At 53.0% G+C, this 19,048-nt stretch carries 20 protein-coding genes, 2 tRNA genes and 1 pseudogene; 21 read left to right on the top strand and 2 right to left on the bottom strand.

Annotation, left to right across the window (positions count from 1 at the left end; translation table 11 throughout):
* Positions 1–26 precede the first annotated feature (26 nt).
* The 4 genes from AC6I1V_RS03750 to AC6I1V_RS03765 all read left to right on the top strand — a co-directional run bounded on the left by AC6I1V_RS03750 (position 27) and on the right by AC6I1V_RS03765 (position 5,453).
* Positions 27–641 carry a recombinase family protein gene (locus AC6I1V_RS03750; protein WP_486854937.1) on the top strand — a complete coding sequence of 205 codons (615 nt, stop codon included), beginning with the start codon at positions 27–29 and terminating at the stop codon, positions 639–641.
* 137 nt (positions 642–778) lie between these two features.
* A complete protein-coding gene (locus AC6I1V_RS03755; RefSeq protein ID WP_486854938.1) occupies positions 779–1,450 on the top strand; it encodes a hypothetical protein in 672 nt (223 codons plus the stop codon).
* Positions 1,443–2,957: an Eco57I restriction-modification methylase domain-containing protein gene (locus AC6I1V_RS03760; protein WP_462513794.1), complete on the top strand. Its 1,515-nt coding sequence runs from the start codon at positions 1,443–1,445 to the stop codon at positions 2,955–2,957. The genes AC6I1V_RS03755 and AC6I1V_RS03760 overlap by 8 nt, the downstream gene beginning before the upstream one ends.
* A 3-nt stretch (positions 2,958–2,960) precedes the next feature.
* Complete coding sequence (locus AC6I1V_RS03765; protein ID WP_462513793.1) at positions 2,961–5,453, top strand: GIY-YIG nuclease family protein; 2,493 nt, start codon at positions 2,961–2,963, stop codon at positions 5,451–5,453.
* A 323-nt stretch (positions 5,454–5,776) separates the two neighbouring features.
* Here AC6I1V_RS03765 and AC6I1V_RS03770 read toward each other — a convergent pair.
* Positions 5,777–5,853: transfer RNA gene (locus AC6I1V_RS03770), tRNA-Met, on the bottom strand.
* A gap of 117 nt (positions 5,854–5,970) precedes the next feature.
* The gene (locus AC6I1V_RS03775) at positions 5,971–6,273 is read right to left on the bottom strand and encodes a DUF4911 domain-containing protein (protein WP_302551634.1); all 303 of its coding nucleotides are present in this window, start codon (positions 6,271–6,273) and stop codon (positions 5,971–5,973) included.
* A 17-nt stretch (positions 6,274–6,290) separates the two neighbouring features.
* Between AC6I1V_RS03775 and AC6I1V_RS03780 the strand changes: the two genes are divergently transcribed.
* From AC6I1V_RS03780 to AC6I1V_RS03860, 17 genes and pseudogenes are all read left to right on the top strand, one after another.
* Entirely contained in the window at positions 6,291–6,479 is a 189-nt protein-coding gene (locus tag AC6I1V_RS03780) for a hypothetical protein (RefSeq protein ID WP_486854153.1), read from the top strand.
* A gap of 81 nt (positions 6,480–6,560) precedes the next feature.
* On the top strand, positions 6,561–7,013 hold the full coding sequence (locus AC6I1V_RS03785) for a Fur family transcriptional regulator (protein ID WP_302551636.1): 453 nt from the start codon (positions 6,561–6,563) through the stop codon (positions 7,011–7,013).
* 81 nt (positions 7,014–7,094) lie between these two features.
* Entirely contained in the window at positions 7,095–8,045 is a 951-nt protein-coding gene (locus tag AC6I1V_RS03790) for a symporter (RefSeq protein WP_482334377.1), read from the top strand.
* A gap of 95 nt (positions 8,046–8,140) precedes the next feature.
* Complete coding sequence (locus tag AC6I1V_RS03795; RefSeq protein ID WP_486854152.1) at positions 8,141–8,941, top strand: META domain-containing protein; 801 nt, start codon at positions 8,141–8,143, stop codon at positions 8,939–8,941.
* Between the two features lie 254 nt (positions 8,942–9,195).
* A complete protein-coding gene (locus AC6I1V_RS03800) occupies positions 9,196–10,335 on the top strand; it encodes an ABC transporter substrate-binding protein (protein ID WP_302551639.1) in 1,140 nt (379 codons plus the stop codon).
* A gap of 132 nt (positions 10,336–10,467) precedes the next feature.
* The gene (locus AC6I1V_RS03805) at positions 10,468–11,361 is read left to right on the top strand and encodes a branched-chain amino acid ABC transporter permease (protein WP_302551640.1); all 894 of its coding nucleotides are present in this window, start codon (positions 10,468–10,470) and stop codon (positions 11,359–11,361) included.
* Positions 11,358–12,401, top strand: coding sequence for a branched-chain amino acid ABC transporter permease (locus tag AC6I1V_RS03810; RefSeq protein ID WP_486850592.1), 1,044 nt, complete (start codon positions 11,358–11,360; stop codon positions 12,399–12,401). The genes AC6I1V_RS03805 and AC6I1V_RS03810 overlap by 4 nt, the downstream gene beginning before the upstream one ends.
* On the top strand, positions 12,398–13,195 hold the full coding sequence (locus AC6I1V_RS03815; RefSeq protein ID WP_308771829.1) for an ABC transporter ATP-binding protein: 798 nt from the start codon (positions 12,398–12,400) through the stop codon (positions 13,193–13,195). The genes AC6I1V_RS03810 and AC6I1V_RS03815 overlap by 4 nt, the downstream gene beginning before the upstream one ends.
* On the top strand, positions 13,188–13,922 hold the full coding sequence (locus tag AC6I1V_RS03820; protein WP_302551643.1) for an ABC transporter ATP-binding protein: 735 nt from the start codon (positions 13,188–13,190) through the stop codon (positions 13,920–13,922). Before AC6I1V_RS03815 ends, AC6I1V_RS03820 begins: the two co-directional genes overlap by 8 nt.
* Before the next feature lie 163 nt (positions 13,923–14,085).
* Positions 14,086–14,161: transfer RNA gene (locus AC6I1V_RS03825), tRNA-Lys, on the top strand.
* 139 nt (positions 14,162–14,300) lie between these two features.
* Entirely contained in the window at positions 14,301–15,140 is an 840-nt protein-coding gene (locus tag AC6I1V_RS03830) for a hypothetical protein (protein WP_497736858.1), read from the top strand.
* Between the two features lie 53 nt (positions 15,141–15,193).
* The gene (locus AC6I1V_RS03835) at positions 15,194–15,418 is read left to right on the top strand and encodes a helix-turn-helix transcriptional regulator (RefSeq protein WP_482333682.1); all 225 of its coding nucleotides are present in this window, start codon (positions 15,194–15,196) and stop codon (positions 15,416–15,418) included.
* A complete protein-coding gene (locus tag AC6I1V_RS03840; protein WP_486854150.1) occupies positions 15,411–16,895 on the top strand; it encodes a YfjI family protein in 1,485 nt (494 codons plus the stop codon). The genes AC6I1V_RS03835 and AC6I1V_RS03840 overlap by 8 nt, the downstream gene beginning before the upstream one ends.
* Before the next feature lie 252 nt (positions 16,896–17,147).
* Positions 17,148–17,456 carry a plasmid mobilization protein gene (locus AC6I1V_RS03845; RefSeq protein WP_456061178.1) on the top strand — a complete coding sequence of 103 codons (309 nt, stop codon included), beginning with the start codon at positions 17,148–17,150 and terminating at the stop codon, positions 17,454–17,456.
* Between the two features lie 56 nt (positions 17,457–17,512).
* Positions 17,513–17,770 (top strand): annotated as a pseudogene (locus tag AC6I1V_RS03850) (relaxase/mobilization nuclease domain-containing protein); the annotation flags it as partial.
* Positions 17,771–18,185: 415 nt separating this feature from the next.
* On the top strand, positions 18,186–18,722 hold the full coding sequence (locus tag AC6I1V_RS03855) for a hypothetical protein (protein WP_497737107.1): 537 nt from the start codon (positions 18,186–18,188) through the stop codon (positions 18,720–18,722).
* 3 nt (positions 18,723–18,725) lie between these two features.
* Entirely contained in the window at positions 18,726–18,971 is a 246-nt protein-coding gene (locus AC6I1V_RS03860) for a hypothetical protein (RefSeq protein ID WP_482333695.1), read from the top strand.
* Positions 18,972–19,048 lie beyond the last annotated feature (77 nt).

Here is a 19,048-nt window from a genome sequence, read left to right on the forward strand (position 1 = left end):
AGAATCCATTGAGAGGAGAAACCATTATGGCAGGAGCTTACGGATATATTCGCGTATCCAGTACGGATCAGAACGAAAGCCGTCAGCGCATCGCCCTTGAGCGGCAGGCCATCCGGTCAGACCGCATTTTCATGGACAAACTGTCGGGCAAGGATTTTCAGCGCCCGCAGTATCAGGCCATGCTCAAAAAGCTCAGAGCCGGGGATCTGCTCTGCATTACGAGCATTGACCGGCTGGGCAGAAACTATGAGGAAATTCTGGAACAGTGGCGGATAATTACCAAAGAGAAGCGCGTGGATATCCTCGTTCTGGACATGCCTCTGCTTGACACCCGGCGCGACAAAAACCTGCTCGGTACCTTTATTGCCGATCTTGTTTTGCAGGTGCTTTCCTTTGTGGCTCAGAACGAACGGGAGAATATCCGTAGCAGGCAGGCCGAAGGTATCGCTGCAGCCAAAGGGCGCGGTGTGCGTTTTGGACGCAAAATCAAACCCCTGCCGGACAACTTTCTGGAAAATTGCGACCTCTGGCGCAATGGCCAAATCTCAGGGCTGGAAGCGGCCAGAAGATGCCGAATGCCTCAAAGCACCTTTTACCGGAAAGCTGGACGGCTTCGGGAAAATGACGCTAATACTGTCTAACAAGGTGTACTTTTTGGGAAAATCAATTTTTCTTTCTTTAGGTAAAAAAATAGTCGCTGTCAAACCTCGCTGGATAATAAAATTCTCCTTCGCCCCTCGTCCTCTCAAAGTACAGTTTTTGGGGAACGGGTGGGGCAATGGCAACATCTCTCCAAGTTAAATCAAAACAGCGCGTGGCCGCGCATGGCGAAGTCTTCACCGCCGAACGGGAAGTCAAAGCCATGTGCGATCTCGTTGCTGATGAATGTTCCCGTATAGACAGTCGTTTTCTTGAGCCCGCCTGCGGCAATGGTAACTTCCTCGCTGAAGTGCTTCGACGCAAGCTGGAAGTCGTAAAAAGACGCTACGGCAAAAGCAGGCACGAGTATGAGCGCTACGCTGTTTTGGCACTGTCCAGTCTCTATGGAGTAGATATACTGAATGACAATGCGGAAGAGTGCCGTATCCGGCTTCTGAATCTTTGGAATGAAGAATACTACAAGACTCTTGCCGTATCCGTCTGTGGAGAGCTGCTTGCGGCTGTTCGGTACATTCTGGAGCGCAATATTCTGTGCGGTGATGCGCTCACGCTGCTTCGCTCCGATGGGACTCCCATCATTTTCTCCGAGTGGTCGTTCATTTCCGGTGACCTGATAAAACGCCGAGACTTTCGTCTTGATCAGCTCATGAAAGGCGAGGCGGAAAAGCAGAAGCGGCAGAATGTGCTTTTTATGCCCGGCTGGGAATACGACGCCGAGCTCGACACGTTGATTCCATCCCCCATTCAGGAATTCGAGCCCATCGAATACTGGAGACTGTGCCATGCATGATCTCCAGCATAACCCTGATGTTTTAAGCTGTCTGGCCAATCTTTCGAGTGATGAAGTCTTTACTCCTCCAGAAGTCGCCAATGCCATGCTTGATATGCTCCCGCAAGAATTGTGGCAGGACTCAAAAGCGACATTCCTTGACCCTGCCTGTAAGTCTGGCGTGTTCCTGCGCGAGATTGCCAAACGCCTCATCGAAGGGTTGAAGGACGAAATTCCCGACTTACAGACTCGTCTCGACCATATCTTTCAAAAGCAGCTTTACGGCATTGCCATTACGAATCTTACGGCTCTTCTTTCAAGGCGATCTCTTTACGGAAGCAAATGTGCAAACGGTAAATATTCTTTTTCGCGTTTTGATACGGCAGAAGGTCTTATTCGACTGAACCCAACATTACATCACACATGGAAGAATGGCCATTGTGAATTCTGCAGAGCATCGCAAAGCGAATATGACCGTAGTAGCACATTGGAATCTCATGCCTATGAATTTATCCATACTTATACCCCAGAGAAGATTTTCAAGATGAAATTTGATGTAATTATCGGAAATCCGCCGTATCAATTACATACGGCTGGAAGTGATAACGGGGCTCAAGCCAAGCCGATTTATCACTTGTTTATTCAGCAAGCTATCCAACTTATGCCTAAATTTGTTGTTATGATTTCACCCTCTCGATGGTTTTCTGGAGGATGGGGACTAGACGAATTTAGAAATAAAATGATGAATAGTAATAAAATTAGAGAAATTCACGACTATCAAAATTCTTTAGATTGCTTCTCTGGAGTTGACATAAAAGGAGGAGTATCATATTTTTTATATAATAGAGATAATGAAGGTAAGTGTAAATTTTATACACATAATTCTAATTATATACATTCAATGAGTGAAAGATTACTAAAAGAAGATGGATGTGATATAATAATTAGATACAATGAAATGATTAGTATATATAGAAAAGTTCATAACAAAAAAGAATTTGAATCATTCAGTAAAATTGTATCTGGAAGAAGTCCATATGGATTAAATACTAATCATTGTGGGTATAGTAAAAAAAAATCATCATCCGATGTAGTTTATTTTGAGAGAAAAGGATTTAATTTTATATCTAAAAGTAAAATATTAAAGAATTATGAATCTATTGAAAAATTTAAACTTTTTACTCCAAAAACCGCAGAAGATGGGAAATTACCTGGTAAAGTTATCGGAAATATAACTTATGGAAATCCTGGTACTATATGTAGTGGTACCTATCTTATGATAGGTCCATTTTCATCAGAAATAGAAATGAAAAATGCAGCAAGTTATATGGCAACAAAATTTTTTAGATGCCTAGTGGCAGCTAATAAAATTTCACAGGATGCTTATGCTAAAGTTTATCAAGCTGTCCCTATTCAAGACTTCTCCAAGCCTTGGACGGATGCTGAACTCTACGCCAAATACGGCTTAGATGAAGAAGAAATCGCCTTCATAGAGTCCATGATCAAACCTATGGATCTAGAGGCGTAGCACATGGCGCAATATTTTCCCCTTCGCCCTCACCTTACGCCTTGGATTTATGCCTACAGTAATCCTGCTCCAGCCTACAAAGGACTGCTCAAAGTCGGATATACCACGCGCTCTTCTGTAGAAGAACGAATCAAGGAACAGTTCAATGTCGAGCAGCCTGAAGGTTTGAAGCCCTATCGCATCGAATTCAAAGAGTCCGCAATGCGGAGCGATGGCTCGGCTTTTACGGACAAGGATGTTCATCGTCTCCTTGAAAAATCTGGATTTATTCGCGTAGGGGGAGAGTGGTTTCGGTGTCGCGTGGAAGACATCAAATCCGCTGTGCTGTCTGTCCGGCATCGGATGGGGAGTATGACCGGCAGAACGCTGGATTTCGGTATGCGTCCAGAACAGCAGGCCGCCGTGGATAAGACCGCCGCCTACTTTCAAAGCGTATCCGCAGAGGGGAGAACTCCCAAATTTCTCTGGAACTGCAAGATGCGTTTCGGTAAAACCTTTGCGGCATATCAGCTTGCTAAAAAAATGGGCATGAAGCGTGTTCTTGTGCTGACGTTCAAGCCGGCAGTTCTCAGTGCATGGGAGGAGGACCTTGCTACGCACCTCGACTTCGAGGGCTGGCAGTTTATTGCCCGCAATACTGAGCTTACTTTTGAAAAAGCCGATAAAGCTCAACCTATTGTTTGCTTCGGCTCTTTTCAGGATTTTCTTGGAGTCAACCGGGCCACTGGAGGCATCAAGTCGCGCAATGAATGGGTGCATACTTCCAACTGGGATCTGGTCATCTTTGACGAATATCACTTCGGTGCCTGGCGTGAAAACGCCAAGAAGCTTTTTGAGCAGGAGGATGACGACACCTACGACAGCTTTGACGTGGAACATTACGACCGGGGCAATGCCTGCGACGAACAGGATTTGCCCATTACAACGAAATATTATCTTTTTTTGTCCGGCACTCCGTTCCGAGCGCTGAATTCCGGTGAGTTTATCGAAGAGCAGATATTCAACTGGACATATTCTGATGAACAGAAGGCTAAAGCCAGCTGGCAGGGCGACAAAAATCCGTATGCTTCCTTGCCCGGCATGGTTATGATGACATACCAGCTACCCGAAAATATTCGCCGCATCGCCATGCAGGGAGAGTTCAATGAGTTTGATCTCAACGAGTTTTTTGCTGCACAAGGTACTGGATCGGGTGCAGAGTTTGTCCATAAGGATCAAGTGCAGAAATGGCTGTCGCTTATTCGTGGAGCCTATGAGGAAACACTGGTCGGGGATTTGAAGCTCAGAAAGTCGAAACCCGTGATGCCTTTTGCAGATGTACGCCTTCTGAATGTACTTCAGCACACCTTGTGGTTTCTACCGAATGTGGCATCCTGTTATGCCATGAAAAATCTTTTGAAAAGTAAGCAGAATGTCTTTTACCATGACTACGCGGTGAACGTCTGTGCAGGTTCTGAGGCTGGTCAGGGGGCGGAAGCGTTAAAGCCAGTTTTGGCCTCCATGAAGGGAGATCCGTTCCACAGCAAGACCATTACGCTTTCCTGCGGTAAGCTGACAACCGGCGTAACGGTGAAGCCGTGGACCGGTATATTCATGCTTCGAAATTTGAGCAGTCCTGAGACCTATTTTCAGGCGGCGTTCCGCGTGCAGAGCCCGTGGGAAATATCAACGGATGGAGGACAGAAGGAAATCGTCAAGAAAGAGTGCTATGTTTTCGACTTCGCTCTTGATCGCGCCCTTCGCCAGATAGCCGATTACAGTTGCCGTCTCGATGTACAGGGGCGTGACCCGGAAAGCAAGGTCGGTGAGTTCATCAGCTTCCTGCCGGTCATAGCTTATGACGGCATGGCCATGAAGCAGATAAGCGCACGCGAGATTCTTGATATGGCTATGGCAGGTACATCTGCTACTCTGCTGGCCAAACGCTGGGAAAGCGCGTTGCTCGTCAATGTGGATAACGACACGTTGGCGCGCCTGATGGCAAATAAGGAGGCCATGGATGCACTCATGAAAATTGAAGGCTTCCGCAGTTTGAACGAAGATATCAAGACCATTATTGCGAAGTCTGAGGCCGTAAAAAAGACAAAGAAAAAGGGTGAGGATCTGCCGCCGGAAAAGAAGCGTGAACTGACGCAGGAAGAGAAAGAGTATAAAAGTAAGCGTAAGCAGATCCAAGAAAAACTCATTAAATTCGCCACGCGTATCCCAGTGTTCATGTATCTTACTGATTACCGTGAGCAGTGCTTGAAGGATGTCATCACCCAGCTGGAACCTGAATTATTCCAGCGTGTGACGGGGCTGGCGGTAAAAGATTTTGATCTGCTCGTTTCCCTTGGTGTTTTCAACGATGCCCTTATGAACGATGCCGTTTACAAGTTCAAGCGGTATGAAGACGCCAGTCTCTGCTATACCGGCATAGACCTGCACGAAGGTGAGAAGCGTGGGGGTTGGGACACGGTCATCACGAGGGAGGAGTTCAAGAACGTGTTTGGGTAACACAGGTACTTCTCTCCTTAACAACTTGTAGCCTTCTCGCATAAAAGAGTGGGCTGTCCTAGCTCTTTTTTTCTAGCTAGGACAACCCACTTCTATTCTTGTTGAACTCAGATAATTGTTAGGAAATGGTTAGGAATGGGGTAAGACGCGCCCTCAAGTGAGTTACTGTCTCAGCGAGAAGAGCACAGCCCGGAATACCCCTCCGGTATGTTTCCATTGGACGCACCGCAAGCGTCAGCACTTATCTTCCCCTTCTGGTTAGAAATAGGTTAGAAAAATGAAAAGGCACTTACGGTTAGAAAACTGTAAGTGCCTGATTTTCTTGGTTGCGGGGGCAGGATTTGAACCTACGACCTTCGGGTTATGAGCCCGACGAGCTACCGTGCTGCTCCACCCCGCGACATGCGACAAAAGGGAATATAGGGTCCGGGCTCCCGTTTGTCAAACATTTTTTCATCTTTTTTCTCAAAAAGAGAACAAAGCAACGTAATATACTATGAATACTGATTTTATTCCGCTAAACCGTATTTAATTCCGAGGCATCGGCACAACATGCCGCAGCGGGCCACGGGCGGACGGTTATGGGCAGCACCTCGGCAATGCCCTCAAGCGCGGTATGCGCCTCCGCATGCTGATGCGGAGAAAAGAACACTTTGAGCAACGCCTCTGTACGATCGAGCACGGTAAAGCTGGCAATGTTGTCGTATCCCTCAAGAAGGAAACGAAACATGCCCACATGCTGCGGCGGCACGGAGACAAGTACCTTATCGCTGTATTCAGGGGCGGGAAGCCGTATAGGGCGTCTTTTTTTCTTTTTCATGGGGTTCGGTGTAGCCTATGCTTTTCGGCGGCGCAAGGGCAGGATGGCCTCCCCGCAGGGCCCTTGCCATTCATCTCAATTCTCAAACCAGTTCTAATGATATAAAAGACATGGAGGAAAGGGAGACATTCACCGCTGCAATGAAAGTTGCATTTCAACTATCTGAAATTCAAAATGAATTTTTTAAAAAACCATCAAAAAGGTGAACGTCTCTGGAAAGGGCTCCCGTTGCGATAGCGCATGAACTAGGCTATAGTCCAATCCTGCAATCCAACCCGAGGTGGCGCATGTTCAATGAAGACAGACCTGTAGGCAACCCCGCTCAGACCTTTCGTTCCTTCTTGAAAAATAAGGGGCTGCGTAACACGCCTCAGCGTCAGCAGATCATGGAAGTGTTCTTTAACGAAAGCGGGCATCTGACGACCGAAGAAATCTATGACAGAGTCCGCAAGGAAGATCCTTCCCTTGGCCAGGCCACCGTCTATCGGACTATGAAACTTTTGTGCGAGGCGGGCTTGGCCCGTGAGGTGCGGTTTGGCGATGGTTTGGCCCGCTATGAGCATGCCGCCGACGCTCACCATGATCATCTCATTTGTGAAAACTGCGGGCACAACATTGAAGTCGTTGACTCGCAGATAGAAGAACTGCAAGACGCGCTGGCCCGCAAGCACGGCTTCAAACCCACATTCCATCGGCTGTACCTCTACGGCATTTGCCCCGATTGCCAAAGGAACCGTTGATACGCGGCGAGACGGCACTGACCGGGCCGGAGGGTTTCCTTCGGCCTTCCTGCTTTTCTTTTTCCAAGGCCGGAGTCTTCCATGCGTTCACGCGATCTCGTGATGATCGTCGTTTCCTTTCTCGCCATGCTCGCCGGGAGCTTCCTTCCCGGACTGGCCGAACCGCTCGCCCCTTTCCCCCGCCTCTGCCTGATTGTCCTCCTGTACCTCGGTTTCCTTTCCGTCGGCACCGAAGCCCTCTTCATCCATGCCCGACTTATCCCCGGAACGGTAAGCGGCCTCGTGCTCATCCGGCTGTTCGTGTTGCCGCTCCTGTCTTTTGCCGTCTTCAAGCTGCTCATGCCGCAGTTCGCACTTGGCGCCCTCCTTGTCGGCGCCGCATCCATCGGTGTGGTTGCTCCCATTTTTTCCATCATGGTCAATGCGGATACGGCCCTCGTCCTTGCGGGCAACCTCCTCTCCTCGCTCCTGCTCCCTTTGACGTTGCCCATGCTCCTTTATGCAGCAGACAATTTCATGGCGCTGTCCGGCTTCGGCTCCATGAACCTGCCCGCCCATTTGTCCCTGTCCGGCATGACGCTTTCCTTATGCGTCACCATCATCGTCCCCTTTGCCGGAGCCTTTTTGACCCGCAAGTCGCCCCGAATCACCGAGTGCATCCTCAAGCACCAGTTCCCCGTGTCGGTCTCCACCATCGCCCTGTCCACGCTGGCCATTTTTAGCAACTATTCGGGCGTGCTCCATCAGTCCCCTTCCCTTGTCGTCAAAGCTCTTGGGGCCGCCTGCCTCCTTGGGGCCGTCATGATGGCCGGCGGGCTCTTTTTGCCGCGATCCATGCCCCCGCAGCGCAAGCTCGCCTTCCTGATCAGCTACGGGACCATGAACAACGTGCTCATGCTTATCGTCAGCCTCGAATTTTTCTCAGCCTCCGAATCCATCATGGCCGCCCTGTATCTGCTACCGCTGAATGCCCTCCTTGTCTGCTACCGCGCCTTGAGCCGCTCATGGGGTCTGGAGCAAGCCGCCGGATAAACGGCTTGTCACCGCTCTTTTTGCCCCGTACAAAAAGCCGGGGCACATCGTACGCCGCCTTTCATTATCCACTTTATCCATTAATGAGGCTATTCATGAAAAACATTCCGTTGCTTTCACGCATGCCGCGCTTTTCGCACATACTGCTGGCCGTCCTTGCGTCCGTCGCCTTCGGGGGCTGCTCCCCCCATCAGAAAGCGGCTCCCCAGCCCGAACCGACGGTTCCGCTGACGGGCATGGTGACCTACCGTGAACGCATGGCCCTGCCGCCGGATGCGGAGCTGACCGTCACCCTGCACCGCAAAACGAGCGGCGGGCGTATGCTGGTCGCTGAGGAACGCGCGTCCACGGAAGGCCGCAATGTCCCCCTGCCCTTCAGCATCGCCTGCCCCACCGCGGACTCCTCCAACATGAGCTATGAACTGGAAGCCGCCATATCAAGCGGCGGAACGGCCTTGTTCGCCACCACGAGGCCCCTCATGGTGCACCCCGGAGACGCCGACATCATGATCCTGACGCACCGGGTCATGGACGCCGCGCCAGCCGACGGACTTGCGGGCGCCCGCTGGAAACTGGTGGAACTGAACGGCAAACCTGCCGAGGCCTATGACAACCAGCCGGAACCGTACCTGCTCTTTGATCCTGAAGGCGCACAGGGCCGGATCTCCGGTTCCGACGGCTGCAACAGGCTCATCGGCAGTTATACGCTCCAAGGCGGCCGCATCGGTTTCTCACAGCTCGGTTCGACCATGATGCTTTGCCCGAAGGGGGACGCGCAGGCGCGGGCCCTCGCCCAGGCGCTCGCCGGGGCCACATCCGTTTCGCGTTCCGGGGATACGCTCGACCTGTGGGACGGCAAGACGCGGCTGGCGCGCTTCAAGGCCACGGCGCTCTAGCGAAATTTTTGGAAAAAGAAACAAATCCTAAACAAGACTGACGCACAAGGGGGACTTCCGGCCCTCGGACTGTTCGGATGGAAAGGCCGCGAGGGTCATGGTCCCCGCAAAAAAACTCCCTTTGGTTGCGAAAACGTGATTTTTCCTATACTCAAAAACAATCTGTTACCGGAGCACTTTTTCGGTAAGGCAGCCGATCATCCCGAGCCGGAACCCGTTTCCGGCGCAACAACCTTTTCTGGAGGATGGAAGACATGAAACTCGGCACACTTCTGAGCATGGCCGCAATGGCCGTCATGGGCATGGCCCTCGCCCTTCCTGCGCAGGCCGCCGATCCCATCAAAATCGGCGTCTATCTGCCCCTGACCGGCCAGAACGCTTTCGGCGGACAGCTTGAGCTCGAAGGCATCCAGCTCGCCCACAAGCTCAAACCGACCGCCCTCGACCGCCCTGTCGAACTGGTCATCGTTGACAACAAGTCCGACAAGGTCGAAGCCGCCAACGCCGTAAAACGCCTCACCGAACATGAAAAGGTGCTCGCCATCATCGGCACCTACGGATCCTCCCTCGCCATGGCCGGCGGCGAAGTCGCAGAACGCGCCAAGGTGCCCGTCATCGGCACGTCCTGCACCAACCCCCTCGTGACGCAGGGCAAGAAGTACTACTTCCGCGCCTGCTTCATCGACCCCTATCAGGGTGCCGCCGCCGCGACCTACGCCTACAAGAACCTCGGCTACAAGAAGGCCGCCGTCCTCACCGACGTCGCCAACGACTACGCCGTGGGCCTCTCCAACTTCTTCAAAAAGACCTTCAAGAAAATCGGCGGCGAGCTCGTTGCCGACATGAAGTACAGCTCCGGCGACCAGGACTTCACCGCCCAGCTCACCGAGCTCATCAGCAAGAAGCCCGACATCGTCTTCATGCCCGCCTACTTCGCCGAAGGCGCCATCATCATGAAGCAGGCCCGCGAACTCGGCGCGACCTTCGTGCTCATGGGCGCCGACGCCATGGACAACCCCGATACCCTCAAGATCGGCGGCAAGGCTGTGGAAGGCTTCCTCCACACCACCTTCCCCTATGACGTCAACATGGAAAGCATGAGCGCCGAAGCCAAGACCTTCACCGATGCGTGGAAGCAGACCTTCCCCAACAAGGATCCCAACGTGAACTCCGCGCTCGGCTATAACTGCTACAACATCATCATGGATGCCCTCGCCCGCGCGGGCAAGGCCGACACCGAAGCCCTGACCGCCGCCCTCGCCGCCACCAAGAACCTGCCCACCGCCCTTGGCGTGCTGAGCATCAATGAAACCCACGACGCCGAAATGCCCGTGGGCATCATCAAGTACATGGACGGCAAGCGCAAGTACATCGGCGACGCCATCGCTGAATAGCTCTGCCTCGGAATGCGGGAGGGGAACCCTCTCCCGCCTGCGGATGTTCGGCGACAGCGGCACAGGCTGCTGTCGCCGTCCTGCGGCTGTTCCCCGCGGGTCTTGTCGAAACTTTCGGATAAGGCAGGCACTATGAGTCTGGATATGTTTCTCCAGCACTTCTTCAATGCCCTGACACTGGGTTCCCTGTATGGCCTGATAGCCATCGGGTATACGATGGTGTACGGGATATTGCGGCTGATCAACTTCGCCCACGGCGACATTCTCATGTTGGGGGCCTACTTCGTCTTTTACGGCACCACGACGTTCTTCCTGCCCTGGGGGGTGGCCGTGGTGGTGGCTATCCTCGCAGCCAGCGCCGTCGGCATCCTCGTGGATCGCATCGCCTATCGGCCCCTGCGCGATGCGCCGCGCATTTCGGCGCTCATCAGTGCCATCGCCGTGTCCTTCTTCATTGAAAGCCTTTCCGTGGTGCTCTTTTCCGGCCTCCCGCGCCCGGTGTTCCAACCGGAATGGCTCATGACGCCCATCAACTTCGGGCAACTGAAGCTCCTGCCGATCACGCTGGTCGTGCCTGTGGTCAGCTTCGTGCTCGTGCTCGGTCTTTTGTGGATCATCTACCGCACCAAGCCGGGGCTGGCCATGCGGGCCATCTCCAAGGACATCGAAACCACGCGCCTGCTCGGCGTGCGGGTAGACCGCATCATCGCGCTGGCCTTTGGGCTCGGCTCCGCTCTGGCGGCGGCATCGGGCATCATGTGGGCCCTGCGCTATCCGCAGATCAATCCTTACATGGGCATCTTCCCCGGTTTCAAGGCCTTCATCGCGGCGGTGCTCGGCGGCATCGGCTCCATCCAGGGCGCCATGATCGGCGGCCTGCTGCTCGGCTTCATCGAAATCATGACCGTGGCTTTCATGCCCAGCCTGTCCGGTTACCGTGACGCGTTCGCCTTCGTGGTGCTGGTGCTCGTGCTCCTCGTCAAACCTACCGGCCTCTTCGGGCAGCGTTCGGAGGAAAAGATATGAAGACCTCCATGCGCAATCTGTTGCTCAACCTGCTTGCCATCGGCCTGCTGGCCCTGTTCCTCGTCTGGGCCGAAACCAACCTCGACGGCTACAAAGTCCAGATCCTCAACCTTATCGCCGTAAACGCCATCCTCGCGCTGTCCCTGAACCTTATCTACGGCTTCACCGGGATGTTCTCGCTCGGGCACGCCGGGTTCATGGCTATCGGGGCCTACGTTTCCGCCCTGTGCGTGCTCCCCGCCGCCCAGAAGGAAATGATGTGGATCCTTGAAGACATCATCTGGCCCTTCTCGGTCATCCACACGCCGTTCTGGTTCTCCGTCGTCGCCGGCGGCCTCGTCGCCGCGATCTTCGGGCTGTTCATCGCCATCCCGGTGCTGCGGCTCGGCGGCGACTACCTCGGCATCGCCACGCTCGGGTTCGCGGAAATCATCCGCGTGCTCATCGTGAACCTGACGCCCATCACCAACGGTTCCCTCGGCATCAAGGGCATCCCGTTCCATGCCTCGCTGCTGGTCAACTACGGGTGGCTGCTCATCACCCTGTATTGCATGGTCAAGCTCTTGAGCAGCAACTTCGGCAACATCTTCAAGGCAATACGCGACGATGAAATCGCCGCGAAGGTCATGGGCATCGACACGTTCAAGGCCAAGGTGCTCTCCTTCTGCCTCGGCGCGTTCTTCGCGGGCGTAGGCGGGGCGCTGCTCGGCAACCTCCTGACCACCATCGACCCGAAGATGTTCACTTTCCTCCTGACCTTCAACGTGCTCATGATCGTTGTGGCAGGCGGCCTCGGCTCCCTCACGGGCAGCATCCTCGGCAGCGCGGTCATCACCGTCCTGCTCGAATGGCTGCGCGCCGTGGAAGACCCCATCACCCTCGGCAGCTTTGAAATCCCCGGCATCCCCGGCATGCGCATGGTCGTGTTCTCGCTGGTTCTTTTGTGCATCATCCTGTATCGCCGCGAGGGTATCATGGGTATGCGTGAAATCACTTGGGATGCCATCTTTGACTTCTTCTCCCGGAGGAAACGCGCATGACCTCCTTCGCACAGAACGGACTGCTGCTCGACGTGCAGCATGTGACCATGCGCTTCGGCGGGATCACGGCGGTCAACGATTTGTCCATGCAGATCCCCACGGGTTCCATCACCGGGCTCATCGGGCCCAACGGCGCGGGCAAGACCACGGCCTTTAACGTCATCAGCGGCTTCTACAACCCGCAGGAAGGCGACATCCTGTTCAAGGGCCACAGCGTGAAGGGCTTCCCCCCGCACCGGATCTGCAGGGCGGGCATGGCCCGGACTTTCCAGAATATCCGGCTCTTCGGCAGCGAAACCGCGCTGGAAAACGTCATGGTCGGCTGCCAAGTCCGCCGCAAAAGCCAGTGGTGGATGCCCATCCTCAGCCTGCCCAACGCCCGGCGCGAGGAAGAGGAAATCCGCGAAAAGGCGAAGGCCCTCATCCACCGCCTCGCGCTCGATTCCTACATAAATGAAAAAGCGTCGAGCCTGCCCTACGGGGCTCAGCGGCGCCTTGAAATCGCCCGCGCGTTGGCGACCAGCCCGGATTTCCTGCTCCTCGACGAACCCGCGGCGGGGATGAACCCGCAGGAAAGCACCGAGCTCATGCGTTTCATCCGGCATATCCGCGACGAATTCGACCTGACCATCCTGCTCATCGAGCACGACATGAAAGTGGTCATGGGCGTGTGCCAGTACATCTGGGTGCTGGAATACGGCCAGCTCATCGCCGAGGGCGACCCGGACGCCATCCGCAACAACCCGAGGGTCATCGAAGCCTACCTCGGAGAGGACGTCAGCAACCATGCTTGAAATCAAGGATCTCCACGTCCACTACGGCGGCATCCATGCGGTGCAGGGCGTCAGCATGCGCATCCCGCAGGGCCAGATAGTCACGCTTATCGGCGCGAACGGCGCGGGGAAAAGCAGCGTCATCCGCTCCATCTCCGGCCTCGTGAAGGATACGAAGGGCGAAGTGCTGTTCACCCCGGTCGTCCGGGGCGGCAGTGGGCCCAAAACGGAACAGATCCTCGGCAAATCCCCTGAGGACATCATCCGACGGGGCATCTCGGTAAGCCCGGAGGGCCGCCGCATCCTCCCCCACCTCACGGTTGAGGAAAACCTGATGCTCGGCGCGTACATCCGCAACGACAAGGAAGGGATCGAGCAGGACATCGATTGGGTCTACAACCTGTTCCCGCGGCTCAAAGAACGCAGTTGGCAGAAGGGCGGCACGCTCTCCGGCGGCGAACAGCAGATGCTCGCCGTGGGGCGCGCACTCATGAGCCGCCCGGATTTGGTGATGCTCGACGAGCCCTCGCTCGGCCTCGCCCCGCTTCTGGTGAAGGAAATCTTCGACATCATCCTGAAAATCAACGCCGAGGGCAAAACCGTACTGCTCGTGGAACAGAACGCCCTCGCGGCCCTGTCCATCGCGCATTATGCCTATGTGCTCGAAGTCGGCCGCGTCGTCGCCGAAGCCCCCGGACAGGAACTGCTCAAGGATCCTAAGGTCAAGGAAGCCTATCTCGGAGGGTGATCTGCCTTACATGCCGGGAGATAATCCGCCCTCAAAGGGGGATAGCTCAATAACGGCCGCCAGCGAGATGCATCCCCGTACAAAGGAAGTTGTTTTTTTCCGTAAAAAGCGGATTAAACCTTGACAGAAAACACTCTAAAGCGTATTAACTCAAATTCGGAACGGGACGTTAACTCAGTAGGTAGAGTATCTGCCTTTTAAGCAGAGAGTCGCAGGTTCGATCCCCGCACGTCCCACCAATTTTTTCAAGCCCTTGCAGGTAAAACTGTGAGGGCTTTTTTCGTAGGCAATATTTTTTCCAACCCTATTTCCAACCTCTTTACTAGAATCTATAATTCATACTAAAATTATCCCACATATGCATAAAAGGAAGGTACTATGACGATCCATCTACCTATGTCGGATATTATAAAAATTCTTTCAGAAATAAAATACTTTTACGATATTATACTTCAACCAGATCCAAATGCATATATTAATATATTAGGATTAATGACATATCCTACAAACACTATAAAAAGAAAAAATTTTGTCTTCAGAGAATCGATAAGAAATAAATTTAAATATAGAAACGAATACCATGAACGTGGGCCATATACAAAAAATGAATTTATGAGAGATACTACAACTTTTTTTGACAGTTTTGACAATATAAATGACGCATATTATATACTAAATCAAAATAATGAAAAATCAACTGTGCATGAATTTAAAAATATACTATGTAAAGGATATTTTTCAGGACTAATTTTAAAATTATCTATAGAGAAAAGATTATCACCTCAAAAAACATTTGATTTGATATCGGAAGAAACTTATGAATATACTGTATTAGAATTTGATTTGATGCCAGAAACTTTTAAAAAGGATTCTTTTTTTAATAATGTGTGGCCGCATTACAAAAAAGTATCGCACCTTTGGGCATCTTGGGTTGATTTTTATCATCTAAAGACAGATGAACCAGATAAAAATCGGCCACTTATTGATCAACATTTTGATTCTCCTAAGTTAAGACTTTTAGGAAAAGAGGATGGTTTTAGAGGTTTTTTGCGCTCTGCAGATAACTACCTCGTTCGTGCATCCCTGTATACACGCTCCAGCGGGCGCAAAGATCAATCTATCCTTGATCCTGAAAATTTTATTCTCGTTCTGCACAAGTACAGTAAATTCTTGCAATGCGACTTTCAAAAGTTCACCAATAATTCCAATTATTGGTGACATATTAACCCCAGTATGGTCTCTTATACCTGAAAAAAGTATAGGAGGCCCCTATGGTACAAGCTTTTACCTCACCTAAACTCAATACCCCGGAAGCTGCCAAGTACCTTGGTTTACGGCCCGGAACTCTGGAAATATGGCGTTCGCTGGGCAAAGGCCCTCGCTACCTGAAAATCGGGCGACGGGTGGTCTATGAGCTGGCAGATATTGATGCTTATGCAAAGGCACATGCTGTAGAAACCAGCGAGAGTGCCAAAATGCGAGGACGTCATGTCTGACATCCCCGTATTCCCCGGCCCGCCCGTACCTTTTGAATCACATCTGCCTCCGGCTATCCCCCCGAACGTTTTGCCAGGGATCATCGGCGAATATGCCGCTGCCGTGACCGAATCGGTGCAGGTGCCCTTCGAACTTCCACTGATCAACGCCTTCGGTGCTGTGGCAGCAAGCGTACAGCGAAAATTCCGAGTAGTCGCCCATGACGGCTATTCCGAACCTCTGAACCTGTATGCTCTTGCTGTCCTGCCTCCCGGAGAACGTAAGAGTGCGGTCAAGGACGCCTGTCGCTTTCCGTTGGTAGAATGGGAACTGGAACAGCAGACAGCCTTGCTCTCTGCTCATCGGGTAGCCATTGCCCAACGACAGGTACGTGAAGAACTGCACCGCGCTCTGCTTTCATCTGCCCGACGCTGTAAGACGCTGGAAGATCGCCATGAGTTGGTAGAGCAGCTTGTCGCCTTAAGCGAAGAAGAGGCCAAAACACCCGTTGCCCCCAGATTGCTGGTGGATGATGCCACCCCGGAAGCGTTGGCTATGGTCATGGCTGCCCAACAGCAACGTATTGCCTTACTCGAAGCCGAAGGCGGTTTTTTTGACATCCTCTCGGGACGGTATAGCAGCGGAGTTCCCAATCTGGATGTGGTTCTAAAAGCATGGAACGGGGAAGCGATCCGTATTGATCGCAGACATGCCGATCCTATCATGCTCGATAATCCAACCCTGACTCTTATTCTCACGGCACAGCCGGATGTCTTATCCCGTATGGCTCAGACACCGTCTTTTCGGGGACGGGGACTTATGGGGCGTCTGTTGTTCTTCATCCCACAAAGTCGCGTGGGATTGCGCCATGTCGAGACCTTTCCCGTCCCGGAATCTCTGCGCTTGCGCTGGAGGCAAACTTTACGCCACCTGCTGGCTCTGCCGTGGAATCCTCTCGGTTCCGGTCAGCCCTTACGCTTGGAACACGAAAGTAAATCCTTATGGCTGGATTTTGCTGCCCATGTGGAACGGAATCTTGCAGAAGGAGGACGGCTTTCAGCCATACGGGATTGGGGCGGGAAATTACCGGGGCAAGTATTGCGCTTGGCGGGATTATGCCATGTGGCACAGCACGCATCCCCAGAAACATGCCCTATAAATACCCTTACCATGTCCGCCGTATTGCAGCTGGCGGATGGACTTATGGAACACGCACGAGCCGCGTATAGCCTGATGGGTGCGGACGAAGGAATGGAGTGCGCCAAGGCCATTCTGCGCTGGGTAGAGCATGATGGACTTACATCTTTCACGGCTCGTTCCGCATTGGAAAAAGTCAAAGGTCGTTGGCCTCGAGTGGATAAAGTCAATGCAGGGCTTCATGTGCTGGAGGATTGGGCCTACATCGCCCCGCTAGAGCCGGAAACAGGCAAGAGGGGACGACCAACACGCGTATATATGGTCAATCCACAATGGAGGGGACTCAAATGCACTCCATAGCGCACTATTCGCAATATCCACAAAAACGCTTCGGGAAACCTTCGCAAAAACGATTTTTGAGCTTTTTGCGAATAGTGTTCCTATGGTAACAAAACAGGATAACGCCAAAGAACTGTCCTCTCGCTGGCGTTCAATAGGCTTTCTGTCTTTTCTGAAAGCCAGCCTACCCGTTGTGGCCACGCTGCCGCGTGTCCCCTGCCGGGGCTGGCGAGGGGAACCCCCTTCGAACCCTGAAAGACAAAAGGCAAAAGCATGAAGCGAACCGCCATGATCAAGGTGCGCGTCTCAGAGTCGGAAAAGACTGAGATTGAACACAAGGCGCAACTCGCCGGGTTGACTCTTTCTGATTTTATCCGGCGAACTGTTGCGAGGAGTCGTACACGGCAAACACAAGCGGAACGGGAGCATCTCCGTTTGCTCGCGCGAGCCGGGAATAATCTGAATCAGCTTGCCCGCTGGGCCAACACTTACAAGAGCGATATAGAGGCTGTACGCCTCCTTGTGGCTCTTGAAAGCCTCCGCAGGGTCTTGGTAGCTGGGGAAGGTGGCCAATGTACATAAAAATTTTTCCACACGGCAAGGGAACCGGGCAAGCCGCCGTCAACTACCTCACTCGCATGGATTACCCCGGTCGGACTGAAAATCCTCCCGTTGTCCTGCGTGGTGAGCCAGAGCTGACAAAGGCACTCATTGCCTCACAAGACCGGCAGTGGAAATTCTGTGCGGGGGTGTTGTCATGGGGGCCAGAAGACCATGTGACGCCAGAACAGGAACAGCGGCTCATGGACGACTTCGAGCAGACCGCCTTCGCCGGCCTTGCTCCAGACCAGTACGCCATTCTTTGGGTACGTCACAGTCATGCAGGGCATCACGAGCTGCACTTTGTCATTCCACGGATGGAACTTTCCACGGGCAAGGCCCTCAACCCCTTTCCTCCCGGATGGCAAAAAGACTTTGACCCTCTGCGTGATATGTACAACTGGCGGGAAGGCTGGACACGACCGGATGATCCGGCTCGTTTCCGGGTTCGCACCCCAGAACATGCGGATATCCATGTGGCACGCCTCAAGCGTTGGGGGCAGGCTGTCACGCCGGATGAACGTACCAAATCCCGCGAACAGCTTACAGCTTTCCTTCTGCAGCGCATTGAAGAAGGAACCGTAATCAATCGTGCCAATCTCATAGAAGAAATCGAAGGATTGGGCCTCAAAGTCCCGCGAAAGGGAAAACAGTATCTAACCATTGAAGACGAAGACGGCCAGCGTGTCCGACTTAAAGGAGGTATTTACTGTGAAGCTTGGCGAGCTGGACAACAAAATCAGCTCCAGACTGGAGCAGGACAGGAAGCAGTGGGAGGAAGCCGCGAAGCTCGAATTACAGCTCTTTCAGCAGAACTTGAACGCGTGCGTGAACGACGTGCTGCGTACAACGGAAGACGCTATCCGCAGCCAGAGTACGACCTTTGCAGCTTCCCTGAACGCGGAAATCACCCATTTGGACAAGCGGCACAGACAATGGGCAAGCGTCTTCTCCCGAACACTCTTGGGACACGGCCTGCTGGGAATGTGTCTGTTCGTGGGGATGATTGCGACCTCGTGGGGGCTGATGTTCTTCATCAACCACCGTCTGGAGAGCCTCTGGAACGAAATCGGCGAACTGAAGGAACAACGAACCGAATTAACGAACACAGTCAACATGTTGCAAAGCAAAACGTGGGGAATTCGTCTGCTGGAAGACAAGAACGGACGGTTCATCGTCCTGCCGAAGGGCAGCACTATCAAGAACAACTGGACTTGGGGAGATTCCCCGGCCCTCAAACTGGAGTAAATCATGAACGAAGTAGTGAAACTGTTGCAGGAACGTTTGGAGCGGATGGAGAACGGCATACGCTGGGAGCAGGAGGCGCAGGTCGGAGCCATTACAGAACTGGATGCGAGATCGTGCGCGCAAGAGACAACGCTCCAGACCCTGCAAGCGCAGCAAGAAGACTTGAACAGGCAAGTCACGCACTTGAGCAGCGTTTGCGAGAAACTGGAGCGGCTGTTGCAGCAGCTGAACGCACGCTTGAAAGGCTGATGCGCGAAGCAAGCCAAGGTTGGGGGAGGTAATATACGGAACCTCCTCCTGCCAAAGTAAAGCCCTCTTGTGTGGTA

The sequence above is a fragment of the Bilophila sp. T19-St14 genome (genome assembly GCF_059728385.1).

Coding starts and splice junctions, on each gene's coding strand:
- AC6I1V_RS03750 (WP_486854937.1), top strand. CDS start 27: ATGGCAGGAGCTTACGGATATATTCGCGTATCCAGTACGGATCAGAAC.
- AC6I1V_RS03755 (WP_486854938.1), top strand. CDS start 779: ATGGCAACATCTCTCCAAGTTAAATCAAAACAGCGCGTGGCCGCGCAT.
- AC6I1V_RS03760 (WP_462513794.1), top strand. CDS start 1,443: ATGCATGATCTCCAGCATAACCCTGATGTTTTAAGCTGTCTGGCCAAT.
- AC6I1V_RS03765 (WP_462513793.1), top strand. CDS start 2,961: ATGGCGCAATATTTTCCCCTTCGCCCTCACCTTACGCCTTGGATTTAT.
- AC6I1V_RS03775 (WP_302551634.1), bottom strand. CDS start 6,273: ATGAAAAAGAAAAAAAGACGCCCTATACGGCTTCCCGCCCCTGAATAC.
- AC6I1V_RS03780 (WP_486854153.1), top strand. CDS start 6,291: ATGCTTTTCGGCGGCGCAAGGGCAGGATGGCCTCCCCGCAGGGCCCTT.
- AC6I1V_RS03785 (WP_302551636.1), top strand. CDS start 6,561: ATGTTCAATGAAGACAGACCTGTAGGCAACCCCGCTCAGACCTTTCGT.
- AC6I1V_RS03790 (WP_482334377.1), top strand. CDS start 7,095: ATGCGTTCACGCGATCTCGTGATGATCGTCGTTTCCTTTCTCGCCATG.
- AC6I1V_RS03795 (WP_486854152.1), top strand. CDS start 8,141: ATGAAAAACATTCCGTTGCTTTCACGCATGCCGCGCTTTTCGCACATA.
- AC6I1V_RS03800 (WP_302551639.1), top strand. CDS start 9,196: ATGAAACTCGGCACACTTCTGAGCATGGCCGCAATGGCCGTCATGGGC.
- AC6I1V_RS03805 (WP_302551640.1), top strand. CDS start 10,468: ATGAGTCTGGATATGTTTCTCCAGCACTTCTTCAATGCCCTGACACTG.
- AC6I1V_RS03810 (WP_486850592.1), top strand. CDS start 11,358: ATGAAGACCTCCATGCGCAATCTGTTGCTCAACCTGCTTGCCATCGGC.
- AC6I1V_RS03815 (WP_308771829.1), top strand. CDS start 12,398: ATGACCTCCTTCGCACAGAACGGACTGCTGCTCGACGTGCAGCATGTG.
- AC6I1V_RS03820 (WP_302551643.1), top strand. CDS start 13,188: ATGCTTGAAATCAAGGATCTCCACGTCCACTACGGCGGCATCCATGCG.
- AC6I1V_RS03830 (WP_497736858.1), top strand. CDS start 14,301: ATGACGATCCATCTACCTATGTCGGATATTATAAAAATTCTTTCAGAA.
- AC6I1V_RS03835 (WP_482333682.1), top strand. CDS start 15,194: ATGGTACAAGCTTTTACCTCACCTAAACTCAATACCCCGGAAGCTGCC.
- AC6I1V_RS03840 (WP_486854150.1), top strand. CDS start 15,411: ATGTCTGACATCCCCGTATTCCCCGGCCCGCCCGTACCTTTTGAATCA.
- AC6I1V_RS03845 (WP_456061178.1), top strand. CDS start 17,148: ATGAAGCGAACCGCCATGATCAAGGTGCGCGTCTCAGAGTCGGAAAAG.
- AC6I1V_RS03860 (WP_482333695.1), top strand. CDS start 18,726: ATGAACGAAGTAGTGAAACTGTTGCAGGAACGTTTGGAGCGGATGGAG.